This is a genomic window from Geodermatophilus sp. CPCC 205506 (genome assembly GCF_051383635.1).
In the GTDB taxonomy this organism is placed as follows: Bacteria; Actinomycetota; Actinomycetes; order Mycobacteriales; family Geodermatophilaceae; genus Geodermatophilus.
This window is the reverse complement of the sequence record NZ_JALPKP010000055.1, coordinates 23,399-34,471: the sequence shown is the minus strand read 5'-3', so window position 1 is coordinate 34,471 and position 11,073 is coordinate 23,399. Positions and strand designations below refer to the sequence as shown.

Below are 11,073 nucleotides of genomic sequence, written 5' to 3'. Positions count from 1 at the left end.
GGCGCCGGCCTGGGCGGGGTCCGAGCCGGGGCGGGCGGTGGCCGCGGCGCCGCTGATCGGCCTGCGCCGCGCCGTCGGCGGGCCGCTGCGCCGGGCGGAGCTCGCCGGCCTGCGGGTGCTCGACCTGACCCGGGTCATCGCCGGGCCGGTCGCCACCCGCACGCTGGCCTCGCACGGGGCCGACGTGCTGCGGATCGACAGCCCGAGGCTCGCCGAGGACCCGGGTCAGCTGGTCGACACCGGCCCGGGCAAGCGGCACGTGCTCCTCGACCTCGCGGCGGCGACCGACCGGCGGACGGTCGAGGAGCTGCTGGCCGGCGCGGACGTCGTCGTCCAGGGCTACCGACCCGGCGCGCTGGCGCGGTTCGGCCTGGCCCCCGCGGCGCTGGCCGAGCGGCACCCGCACCTGGTCGTCGTGGGCCTGTCGGCGTGGGGCAGCACCGGCCCGTGGGGCGGCCGGCGCGGCTTCGACTCGCTGGTGCAGGCGGTGTCCGGCATCGCGCGGGAGTGCGGCACGGACGACCGGCCCGGCGCGCTGCCCGTGCAGGCGCTCGACCACGCGACCGGCCACCTGGCCGCCGCCACCGTCCTGGCCGCGGTGGCCCGGCAGCGCGAGGAGGGCGGCGGCTGGCACGGGGAGCTCTCCCTCGCCCGGACGGCGCACTGGCTGCTGGGCGCACCACGGCGGGTCGAGTCGGCGGACGGACCGGCGGACGGGCCGGTCGACCCGGCGCACTTCCTGATGTCGCTGCCCGCCCCCGGCGGCGTCGTCACGCTGGTCGCCCCGCCCGGGTCGCCGCCGTGGTCCGCGCCGGCCGCGTTCGTCGAGGGTCGGCCGGAGTGGCATCCGCGGCCGGATTGACAGCTCGTTCACAGCCGTTGGTGGGACCCTCGTCCCCCACGGGGGCTCGTCACCGTCGACAGACAGAGCGCACGGGAGGTCGTCATGAGTGGCGGCGTGCAGCAGCAGGTACCACCGGGGCGCGCGCGGGCGCGCGGCTGGATCCGATCGGCGGCGCTCGTGTTCGCCGGCCTGGTCGCCGGCGGCGTCATCGCCGGGACCCTGGTCGCCAACGCCGCCTTCGACGGCCCGCGGGACGGGACGTCGTTCAGCCGGGACGACCGGCACCACGACGGCGACGGCCACCACGACGAGCAGCCCCTCACCGGCGAGACCGCCGAGCAGGTGCGCGCCGTCGCGCTGGACGAGTACCCCGGCGCGACGATCCGGCGGCTGGAGACCGACTCCGACGGCGTCTACGAGGCCCACCTCGTGACCTCCGACGGCCGGCGGGTCACCGTCGAGGTCAACGCGCAGTACGAGATCACCGGGATCGAGCGCGGCGGCCGGTGACGCTCAGGCCGGGCGGAGGACGGCGACCAGGAAGTCCGACGCCGGCGTGAACGGCCGCAGGTCCCAGGTGGACAGCAGGAGGTCCGGCGTCCACCCGGCACTGCGGACGTCGGCCAGGAACTCGTCGAAGTCGTAGCCCCGCCCGGCCCCGAACCCGATCGCCGCCCGGCCGTCGGCGGCGACGTGCGCCCGGAACCCCCGGAGGACGGCGAGCCGGGTGCTCGGCGCGACGAAGGCCATCACGTTCCCGGCGCAGACGATGGCGTCGAACGGACGGAGGATCCCGAGCGCCGGCAGGTCCAGCTCGGCGAGGTCGCCGACCAGCCACCGGGGGCCGGGGTGGTCCTCCTCCGCGGCGGCGACGAGCACCGGGTCGACGTCCACGCCCACCACGTCGTGCCCGACCGTGGCGAGCCAGCCCCCGACCCGGCCCGGGCCGCAGCCGGCGTCGAGGACGTGGGAGCCGCGGGGCAGCATCGCGTCGACCAGCCGCGCCTCCCCGGCGAGGTCGAAGCCCTGGGCGGCGAGGTCCCGGAACCGCTGCACGTAGGCCGCCGAGTGCTGCGGGTCCTCCTGGGTCATCCGCACCCACACGCTCTGCTCAGTCACCTGTCGCCTCCACGGGGTCGATGGTGGCTGATCGCCACTCGGGTGGTTCGGCGGGGTGCAGGGCGGGATCGTCGGCGGGCAGCGTGCGGACCGGCCCCGGCGCGGTCAGCGGCCCCTCGAAGCGCACCGTCACCCGGCCCAGTCCCCGGCCCCACACCCAGCCGGAGCCCAGCTCGTCGTGGCAGACGTCCTGGCCCGGCCACCAGCGGGACACCGGCGCCGGCGGCTCCGGGGCCGCCTCGGGGGCCTCGGCGGGCGCCGGCTCGTCGTCCGGCAGCTCCGGGTCGTCGTCGGCGGCGAACAGGTCGCCCTGCGCGTAGAGGGAGAGCCCGGAGACGCCGACGCCGAGCAGCCGCAGCCCGCCCTGGGTGCCGGTCTCGGCGAGCAGTCGCCGCGCGATCGAGGCGATCACCCGGGCGTCGTCGGTCGGGTGGGGCAGGGTCTGGGAGCGGGTGAGCGTGGTGAAGTCGTAACGGCGCAGCTTGAGCGTCACCGTGCGGCCGGAGTACGCCGAGCCGCGCAACCGCCCGGCGACCCGCGCGGCCATCGCGTCGATCTCCCGGCCGAGGACGGCGACGTCGGTGAGGTCGCGCTCGAACGTCTCCTCCTGCGAGACCGACTTCGCTCCGCGCTCGGCCACCACCGGCCGGTCGTCCTCGGCGCGGGCCAGCGCGTACAGCCCCGCCCCGTGTGCCCGGCCGGCCAGCGCGACCAGGTCGGACAGCGACTTGGCGGCCAGGTCGGCCACGGTCCGCACCCCGACCTGGTGCAGCCGCTCCGCCGTCGCCGGTCCCACCCCGCCCAGCCGGGTCACCGGCAGCGGGTGCAGCACGTCCAGCTCGGACCCGGGCGGGACGACGACCAGGCCGTCGGGCTTGTCGAGGTCGGACCCGATCTTGGCCATGAGCTTCGACGAGCCGATGCCCACCGAGCCGGTCACCCCGCCCGTCGCCTCGGCGATGCGCTCCTTGAGGCGGCGGCCCAGTTCCGTCACGCCGTCCACCGACAGGTCGTGCCCGGGGTGGCCGGGGGAGGTGACCGCGAGGTCGACGTAGGCCTCGTCGAGGGAGGCCGGCTCGACCAGGGGGGAGAGCTCGCGGAGCAGCTCCATGACGACGTCGGAGGTGCGGCGGTAGGCGCCGAACCGGCCCCCGAGGAACGCCGTCCCGGCCGGGCAGCGCCGGCGGGCCTCGGCCGTGGCCATCGCCGACCGTGCGCCGTACGCCCGGGCCTCGTAGGACGCCGTCGCCACCACGCCGCGGCCCCCGACGCCGCCGACGACCACCGGCCGGCCGCGCAGGGACGGCTTGTCACGCTGCTCGACCGCGGCGAAGAACGCGTCGAGGTCCAGGTGCAGGATGCTCGCCTCCCGCCGCACGCCCGCACCTCCTCGTTCGATCGCCCGGTCCCCCCATCGTCGCCCGTGCGGACGGTGACGCGCGGCGGGAAGCGGGCCCGTCCGGTTCTCGTTGACCGCCTCCGCGGCGGGTCCTAGCTTCGGTGGCCCGTGCCTGGAGGCCGCCGTGGCAGAGCCCCTCGACCAGTCGACGACCGCGACCGCGCCGGCCCGTGGGGCGCCGTCCGCCATGGCGACGGCCTACCGGGTGGTCCTGGGCGTCTTCCTCCTGCTCGGGGTCGTGCAGATCTTCCTGGCCGGGCTCGGTGTCTTCTCCTTCTTCGGCAGCGGGCCGGGGTTCGAGCCGCACCGCACCGTGGGCTTCATCATGTCCGGGGTCGCGCTGCTGGTGCTCGTCTTCGCCGTCCTCGCCCGGGCCGGTGCGCGCGCGATCGGCGTGGCCGCGGTGCTGTTCCTGCTCGCGGCCCTCGGGCAGAGCCTGCTGGCCGTGCTCGGTCAGGACAGCGCGTACTGGGGCGGGCTGCACGCCGTGAGCGGGCTGCTGATCCTCGGCCTCGCCGGCTTCCTGCACGGCACGGCCGGGCGCGCACCGGACGGGGGCGCCCGGCGCTGACCGGCCGGGGGCCTCAGCCCGGCCAGATCCCGGCGAAGTGGTGCACCGGACCGTTCCCCGAGCCGATGCCCAGGCCCTCGCCACCGGCCAGTGCCGCCTGGAGGTAGTCGCGGGCCCGCTCCACGAGGGGCAGCCAGTCGCCGGCCCCCTCGCGGGCGGCGAGCGCGGCCAGCGCGGAGGACAGCGTGCAGCCGGTGCCGTGCGTGGCCGTCGTCGCCATCCGGGGCCGCCGGGTGGGCGTCGCGCCGTCCGCGGTCACGAGGACGTCGATGCTCTCGTCCCCGCCGAGGTGGCCGCCCTTGAGCAGCACGGCACGCGGCCCCAGGGCCAGGAGCGCGTGCGCCTGCTCCACCATGCCGTCGAGGTCGGTCGCCGGCGGCCGGTCCAGCAGGGCGGCCGCCTCGGGGACGTTCGGGGTGAGCAGGTCGGCCACCGGCAGCAGCGCGGTGCGGACGGCGTCCACCGCGGCCTCGTCGATCAGCCGGTGACCGCTGGTCGACACCATCACCGGGTCGCACACCACCGGGCCGCCCGGGCGGCCGGCGAGCGCGGTCGCGACCGCGCGGACGACCTCGGCGGTGCCCAGCATCCCGAGCTTCGTGGCGTGCACGGTGACGTCGTCGAACAGGGTGCGCAGCTGGAGGCCGACGAACTCCGCGGGGACGGCGTGCACGCCGGTGACCCCGCGGGTGTTCTGCGCGGTGAGCGCGGTGAGGACCGCCGTTCCGTAGGCGCCGAGCGCGCTGAAGGTCTTGAGGTCGGCCTGGATGCCCGCACCGCCGCTGGGGTCGCTGCCGGCCACGGTCAGGGCGACGGGCACGGCGGGGCGGTCTCCCGTCCCCTCGGGCCTGCTGCTCACCGGCGCGCCGCCGTGCCCAGGGCGGCGCGGAGCCCGCGGGCGGCCGCCTCCGGATCGCCCGCCGCGCAGATCGCCGACACCACGCAGGCCCCGTCCACGCCCGTCTCGGCCACCGCCGCGGCGTTTCCGGCGTCGACGCCGCCGATGGCCACCGCGGCCAGGTCCCCGGCGTGCGCCGCCGACGCGAGCGCGCGGGTGCCGGCGGGCCCCAGCGCGGGGGCGGCGTCGGGCTTGGTGGCGGTGGTCCACACGGGGCCGATGCCGACGACGTCCACCGTGCCGGCGGGCAGCGCCAGCACCGCGTCCAACTCCGCCTGCGACGAGACGCTCACCCCGACCAGCCGCTCCGGCCCCACCAGCGCCCGGGTCTCGGCCGGCGGCAGGTCGTCCTGGCCGACGTGCACGCCGTCGGCGCCGGTGAGGAGGGCGACGTCGACGGCGTCGTTGACGAGCACGGGCACGTCCGGCCGGCCGGCCAGCGCGGCCTGCACCGCACGGGTGAGCGCCAGCAGCTCGCGGCGCGGGGCGGTCTTGTCCCGGACCTGGACGGCGGTGACCCCGCCGGCCACCGCCGCGCGGACGACGTCGGCGACCGGCCGCGGGCGGCACAGCGCGGTGTCGGTGACCAGGTAGAGCGTCCAGTCGACGGTCACGGCTCCTCCCGGACGTCGGCCCGGGCCAGGGAGTCCCCGTCGATGGCGTCGAGGGCGTCCAGCCACGCGGGCGCGAAGGTGCCCGGCCCGTCGGCGAGGTCGGCGGCGATCTCGGCGGCGAGCGCGACGTGGGCGTGCGCGGCGACGGTGCCGAGCAGCGCGTCCCGGGTGGCGGCGACGTACGCCGCGACCAGGGCGCCGAGCGCGCAGCCGGCGCCGGTGGTGCGGGTCAGGAGAACCGAACCGCCCCCGACGCGGACGGTCCGCCGTCCGTCGGTGACCAGGTCGACCTCGCCGCTGACGGCGACCACCCCGCCGGTGCGGCGGGCCAGCCCCGCGGCGGCCGGGGCGGCGTCGTCGGCACCGGCGGTGCTGTCCACCCCGCGGCCGCCGGCGCCGGCGCCGGCCAGGGCCATGACCTCCGAGGCGTTGCCGCGCACGACGGTGGGCTGCAGCTCGACCAGCTCGGCGGCCAGCTCGGTGCGGTAGGCCAGCCCGCCGACGGCGACCGGGTCGAGGACCCAGGGCGTCCCGGCCGCGCCGGCCGACCGGGCGGCGCGCCGCATCGCCTCGGCGGTGCGGGCGTTGACCGTGCCCACGTTGACCAGCACGGCCGACGCGACCGCCGCGAAGTCACCGGCCTCCTCGGGCGCGTCGACCATGGCCGGCGCCGCGCCCGCCGCCAGCAGCGCGTTCGCGGTGAAGGCCTGCACGACCGTGTTGGTCAGGCAGTGCACGAGCGGGGTGGTGGTGCGCAGCGCCGCCCGGGCATCGCGCAGAACGTCGGCGTCCACGCCGTGACATCCCTTCGCCAGTACGAACTGGAGCAGGTTCGACGGGTGTGCTCTCAGTCCCCTGCGGGACACCCCGTGCCACTTCCCCGCCGAACCTAACAGCCGGTTCCGGCCGCGGGTCCTGGCCGCCGGCTCAGGCGTCGGTGAGCGCCGCCGGGGGGAGCCAGTCGGCCTCGAGCAGCTCGGCGATCTCCTGGAGGGAGGACGTGTCCGCGCCCGCCGTCGAGCCGCTGACCGCCAGCCGCTCCACCATCACCCGCGCGACCTGCTCCTCCACGGTGTCCTCGGCGAAGGCCACCCGCCACGGCGAGACCTGGCCGTCGCGGTGCGTGCGGCCGGTGACCTGCCGGGCCTGGATGCCGGAGAAGCGCGGCTGGTGGAACAACCCGACCCGCGGGACGGCGGAGGCCGCGGCCCCGCTGGGCAGCAGCTCGCCGGCGTGCAGGCTGATCGACGCCGTCACCGTGAACACGCAGACCGGCGCGGCCCCGGTCTGGAAGCGCAGCCGCTCGGCCTCGACGTCGAACCGGTCGCGGCCGTAGATGCCGGCCACCGGGATCCCGGAGTCCAGCAGCGCCTCACGGATCGGGTCGGCCGCCGTCTCCACGAACTCGACCGACACCGCGACCTGCCGCTCGGCCTCCACCTGGGCCTTCACCCAGTCGACCGTGGCCTGCGCCCGGATCAGCCCGGCCTTCTGCCGGAAGCGCAGCAGCGCCGCCCGGCCCCGCGCGGTCTGCCGGCCGCGGCGGGCCAGCTGCATCTCGGCGCGGAACTCGGCCCACTCCGACTCGTAGGCCGCCCGCTCGGCCGGCGTCAGCGCCACCGGGGTCCCGGTCACCGACACCGGCCCCCACGGCGCCGGCCGGTGCAGCGTCGCCGGCGGGTTCGTCCCGGCCAGCCAGCCCTGCAGCCGCGCGAGGTCGGCCCGGCGCTCGTCGGCGTCCTCGGTCCACGCCCAGCCGTAGCGGCCACGTTCCACGTGGAACCGGTGCTCGTCGAGCTTCTTCGGCAGGTCCGACCACTCGCGGAGCGGCTCGCCGTGCTGCTGGGCGAACTGGGGCGCGAGGTAGGGCAGCTCGAGCGGCGTGTGCGCCGGGGTGGCGGTGGCCGCGATGACGAACGGCGCGTCCTTCACCCGACCGGCGCCGGAGACGGCCTTCCAGTGCTTCCACCGCTGCGTCGTCGTGTGGCGGACCATGTGCGCCTCGTCGGCGATGACGACGTCGAACCGCAGCTTGGCGACCTTGGCCAGCCGGTCCCAGGTGGTCACGCACCAGCGCAGCCCGCCGTCGCCGAAGCCGGCGATCGAGCGGGTCCAGTGCGGGATGGTGATGGCGGCCGGCCGGTCGGCCACCACGAGGACGGTGCGCCCGCCACGCTGCGCGGCCACCTCCCGGGCGGCCAGGACGGCGGTGCCCGTCTTGCCCACGCCGGGGTCGTCGCCGAGCAGGAAGACGCGGTGCCCGGCCTTCGCCGAGGCGGCGATCGCCGCGGCGCCGGTCAGCTGCTCGTCCCGCGGGTGCATGGGCCGGCCCGCGGGCACCGGTCGCGGCGTGGGGTTGAGCTCGTCCTCGAGGAAGCGCTCGAAGGTGTACGGCGGCGGGTCGTAGGGCGCCAGCTCCGGCGGCAGGTCTCGGCCGACCCAGACGTGCGCCTGCAGGTCCGCCCGCCACTGCGCGCCGGGCGCGGGTGCCCGAAAGGGGACGGCGAGCACCCACACCCGCTCCCCCGGGCCGGCGACCGGCCGTTCGGGCGCGGGCTTGGCGGTCCGCTTGGTCGCCGGCTTGCGCCGGGTGGTCGTGCTCGTGCTGGTTCGGGTGGTGCTGGTCGAGCGGGTCGTCGTCCGGCGGCGCCGTCCGGGCATGGGTGTGCTCCCCCTTCGTCGAGCCGTCGACGGTAGGTCGACCGGACGACAGGATCTGGTGGAATCGCCGGGTGACGGCGAACTCGGAGGAGCGGCTGCACGCGCGCACCGTGGGTGAGACGGGTCCGCGGGTGGTGTTCGTGCACGGGCTGTTCGGCCAGGGCAAGAACTGGACGACGATCGCCAAGGGACTGGCCGGCGGCCACCAGGTGACCCTCCTCGACCTGCCCAACCACGGGCACTCCCCGTGGACCGAGCGGGTCGACTACCTCGACATGGCGCGCATGGTGGCCGACGAGCTGGAGTCGTTCGGGGAGCCGGTGACCCTGGTCGGGCACTCGATGGGCGGCAAGGTGGCGATGCAGGTCGCGCTGCGCCATCCGGAGCTGCTGCGCGCGCTGGTCGTCGTCGACATCGCCCCGACCGAGTACCCGGTGTCCGGTGGCCGCACCGAGGACCCCGACGAGGAGGCCTCCCCCTTCGCCGCCTTCATCGCCGCGATGCGGGAGCTCGACCTGGGTTCGCTCCGGACCCGCGAGGACGCCGACGCCGCACTGCGCTCCGTCGTCCCGAGCCGGATGGTGCGGTCCTTCCTGCTGCAGAGCCTGGTGCGCGAGGGGCTGGGGGACGGCGGCGGCTGGCGGTGGCGGCTGAACCTGGAGCTGCTGGAGCGCGACCTCGGCGCGCTGCGTGGGTTCCCCGACCCGCCGCCGGGTGCCCGCTTCGACGGCCCGGTGCTGTGGATCGCCGGCGCGAACTCGCACTACGTGCTGCCCGAGGACCGGGAGCGCATGGAGGAGCTCTACCCGTCGACCCGGCTGGTGCGGATCAAGAACGCGGGGCACTGGGTGCACTCGGAGCAGCCGGAGGTCTTCCTGGAGACGCTGAAGCGGTTCCTGGAGCGGGTCGAGCGTTGACGGAGGCCGCGGCTACTCCTCACCGATGTCCTCGCTCCAGACGTCGGGGTGTTCGGCGATGAAGCGCGTCATGAGCTCCCGGCACTCCGGGTCGTCGAGCACCAGCACCTCGACGCCGTGCTCGGCCAGCCAGTCGTGGCCGCCGGAGAAGGTCCGCGCCTCGCCGACGACCAGCCGGGAGATGCCGAACTGGCGCACCAGCCCGCTGCAGTACCAGCAGGGCGAGAGGGTGGTGACCATCGTCGTCCCGCGGTAGGTGCGCTGGCGACCGGCGGCACGGAAGGCCGACGTCTCCCCGTGCACCGACGGGTCGTCGTCCTGCACCCGGCGGTTGCGCCCACGGCCCAGGAGCCTGCCGTCCGGCCCGACGAGCGCCGCGCCCACCGGTACCCCGCCTTCGGCGAGGCCTGCCCGGGCCTCCTCCACCGCGACCGCCAGCCACGACCGGGCCGTGGCATCGTCCAGCGGAACCGGGCACGTCACTGATCGCCTCCTGCCATCGATGCCGTACTTCTCTCGGCCCTGGACTGCTACGAGCCGGGACGAGCGTGGCCGGACAGCGGCGGGTCCGGCAACCCGCGCGGCGGAGGGCGGCCGGGCGGCTGGGCGGCCGGGCCTGGCCATGGCCTCAGGGGCCGGCGCGGATGAGGACCTCGCTCCCGTCGGGGCGCCAGGTGTGCCAGTGGCCGCTCCCGGGATCACGGGTGACGGTGAAGCCGCCCTCGTGGCAGGCGGTGTGGTGCCGTTCACAGAGCAGCGCGCCGTTGTCGCAGGAGGTCGGGCCGCCGAATGCCCAGTGGACGACATGATGGACGTCGCACCACTCGGGCGGGGCGTCGCAACCGGCGAAGACGCAGTGACCGTCGCGGACCTCGACCGCCCGCCGGATCGCCGCGCCGGCCGTCCGCTGCGCACGGCCGACGTCGAGGGGCAGCCCGTCCGGACCCGTGATGACCCGGACCACGCCGGCGTCGCAGGCCAGGCGCCGAGCCGTCTCCGGCGTGATCGGCCCAGCCCAGCCCAGCTCGCCGCCCGCGACGCCCGGCGCACCGCGAGCGGCGGACAGGGAGTGCCAGTCGACGGTGACCCGCACGTGCGGCCGCTCGCCGCGGACGTCGGGCAACGAGCCCCCGTCGAGAGCGCCGCGGGCGAGGGCGACCAGGGCGTCGGCCTGACGCTCGGCGTGGCCGCGGGTGTCGCCCGCCGGGCGGTCGCCGTTCATGAGCGCCGCCAGGGCGGTGTGCAGGTACTCGCCGCCCACCGCGTCCAGTTCGCCGCGCAGGTGCACGCGGCCGTCGAGGCCGGAGGCCATCGTGAACCGGCGGCGGGTGTCCGCCGCGTCGTCGAGGGAGCCGTCGGGATCCACGCCGGCGACCCAGCGTGCAACTCCCCGAGCCGTCTCGTCGGGCGTCGTCTGCCGGGCCAGGTCGGCGAGGATCCGGTCGGTCTCCCCCAGCGCGATACCGAGCCCTTCGGCCCTGGCGACCCGGCCAGGGGTCATCGCGCGGGTGATGACACGGGCGTGGTCTGCGGTGATCTCACCGGCGGCGAAGGCCGCGGCGGTGGCCGGCAGCTGCTCGAGCCGGCGCCCTGACGACACCACCGCCGTTGCCTCCGCAGGCGACAGCCGGCAGCTGCCCCGCAGCCAGCTCCTCATCGACACCGCTCCGTCGCGTCGGTAGGCCCTCCGGTGGTCGGCCACACGGACGGCCGACGTCAGCGCGGCGGCGACCCGGTTGGCGGCGGTCGACAGCTCACCGACCAGGTCGAGCAGGGACGCATCGGACAGCTCGCCGAGATCGGTGTCGACCAGCCCCTCCAGGGCGGAGCGCAGTTCGGACACCCGCCCTCCTTCCGTACCGGTGTCGGTTCGACGAGTCGAGCGTAGGCCGCCGGTAGGACAGAAACCGCAGTTCAGCGGCCATTCGACGCGTCCAGCCGAGCACGCGCGGACCGTCGGCACCAGGCGGGAGCCGCACCTGTGGACGGCGGATCCGCCTGTGGACGGGCGAGAGCGCGGCGTCGTCCCTCGCTGGTCTGATCTCGGCCC

At 76.4% G+C, this 11,073-nt stretch carries 12 protein-coding genes and 1 riboswitch; of the genes, 4 read left to right on the top strand and 8 right to left on the bottom strand.

Translation table 11 applies throughout. The annotated features are described in order from the left end of the window. Both MY520_RS23600 and MY520_RS23595 read left to right on the top strand, forming a co-directional pair. A partial coding sequence (locus MY520_RS23600; RefSeq protein ID WP_436695079.1) for a CoA transferase occupies window positions 1-862 on the top strand: 862 nt, incomplete at its 5' end. Between the two features lie 84 nt (window positions 863-946). Further along, a complete protein-coding gene (locus MY520_RS23595) occupies window positions 947-1,354 on the top strand; it encodes a PepSY domain-containing protein (protein WP_436695077.1) in 408 nt (135 codons plus the stop codon). A gap of 3 nt (window positions 1,355-1,357) precedes the next feature. On the opposite strand, the gene MY520_RS23590 is transcribed toward MY520_RS23595, so the two are convergent. Both MY520_RS23590 and MY520_RS23585 read right to left on the bottom strand, forming a co-directional pair. After that, window positions 1,358-1,963 (bottom strand): class I SAM-dependent methyltransferase, encoded by a 606-nt coding sequence (locus tag MY520_RS23590; protein WP_436695075.1) that lies wholly within the window; start codon window positions 1,961-1,963, stop codon window positions 1,358-1,360. Continuing rightward, the gene (locus MY520_RS23585) at window positions 1,956-3,341 is read right to left on the bottom strand and encodes a DNA polymerase IV (protein WP_436695073.1); all 1,386 of its coding nucleotides are present in this window, start codon (window positions 3,339-3,341) and stop codon (window positions 1,956-1,958) included. Before MY520_RS23585 ends, MY520_RS23590 begins: the two co-directional genes overlap by 8 nt. 145 nt (window positions 3,342-3,486) lie before the next feature. On the opposite strand from MY520_RS23585, the gene MY520_RS23580 reads away from it, so the two are divergent. Beyond that, window positions 3,487-3,933, top strand: a complete 447-nt coding sequence (locus tag MY520_RS23580) for a DUF6220 domain-containing protein (protein ID WP_436695071.1) — start codon at window positions 3,487-3,489, stop codon at window positions 3,931-3,933. A 13-nt stretch (window positions 3,934-3,946) separates the two neighbouring features. On the opposite strand, the gene thiD is transcribed toward MY520_RS23580, so the two are convergent. From thiD to MY520_RS23560, 4 genes are all read right to left on the bottom strand, one after another. After that, window positions 3,947-4,753 (bottom strand): bifunctional hydroxymethylpyrimidine kinase/phosphomethylpyrimidine kinase, encoded by an 807-nt coding sequence (thiD, locus tag MY520_RS23575; protein ID WP_436695069.1) that lies wholly within the window; start codon window positions 4,751-4,753, stop codon window positions 3,947-3,949. 35 nt (window positions 4,754-4,788) lie between these two features. Further along, window positions 4,789-5,445 carry a thiamine phosphate synthase gene (thiE, locus tag MY520_RS23570; protein WP_436695067.1) on the bottom strand — a complete coding sequence of 219 codons (657 nt, stop codon included), beginning with the start codon at window positions 5,443-5,445 and terminating at the stop codon, window positions 4,789-4,791. Beyond that, window positions 5,442-6,239, bottom strand: a complete 798-nt coding sequence (gene thiM, locus MY520_RS23565) for a hydroxyethylthiazole kinase (protein WP_436695065.1) — start codon at window positions 6,237-6,239, stop codon at window positions 5,442-5,444. Before thiM ends, thiE begins: the two co-directional genes overlap by 4 nt. Further along, window positions 6,232-6,325: riboswitch (TPP riboswitch) on the bottom strand. (Overlaps the previous gene by 8 nt.) A 47-nt stretch (window positions 6,326-6,372) precedes the next feature. Further along, window positions 6,373-8,106: a helicase gene (locus tag MY520_RS23560; protein WP_436695063.1), complete on the bottom strand. Its 1,734-nt coding sequence runs from the start codon at window positions 8,104-8,106 to the stop codon at window positions 6,373-6,375. A 71-nt stretch (window positions 8,107-8,177) separates the two neighbouring features. On the opposite strand from MY520_RS23560, the gene MY520_RS23555 reads away from it, so the two are divergent. Next, window positions 8,178-9,023 carry an alpha/beta fold hydrolase gene (locus MY520_RS23555; protein WP_436695061.1) on the top strand — a complete coding sequence of 282 codons (846 nt, stop codon included), beginning with the start codon at window positions 8,178-8,180 and terminating at the stop codon, window positions 9,021-9,023. A gap of 12 nt (window positions 9,024-9,035) precedes the next feature. Here the strand turns inward: MY520_RS23555 and MY520_RS23550 are convergent, their stop codons facing one another. Next, a complete protein-coding gene (locus tag MY520_RS23550; RefSeq protein ID WP_436695059.1) occupies window positions 9,036-9,506 on the bottom strand; it encodes a nucleoside deaminase in 471 nt (156 codons plus the stop codon). 145 nt (window positions 9,507-9,651) lie between these two features. Then, window positions 9,652-10,866 carry a DUF222 domain-containing protein gene (locus tag MY520_RS23545; protein ID WP_436695057.1) on the bottom strand — a complete coding sequence of 405 codons (1,215 nt, stop codon included), beginning with the start codon at window positions 10,864-10,866 and terminating at the stop codon, window positions 9,652-9,654. Window positions 10,867-11,073 lie beyond the last annotated feature (207 nt).

Excerpts from the sequence above, each read along its gene's own strand:
- MY520_RS23560 (WP_436695063.1), bottom strand. The coding sequence starts at position 8,106 with ATGCCCGGACGGCGCCGCCGGACGACGACCCGCTCGACCAGCACCACC.
- MY520_RS23595 (WP_436695077.1), top strand. The coding sequence starts at position 947 with ATGAGTGGCGGCGTGCAGCAGCAGGTACCACCGGGGCGCGCGCGGGCG.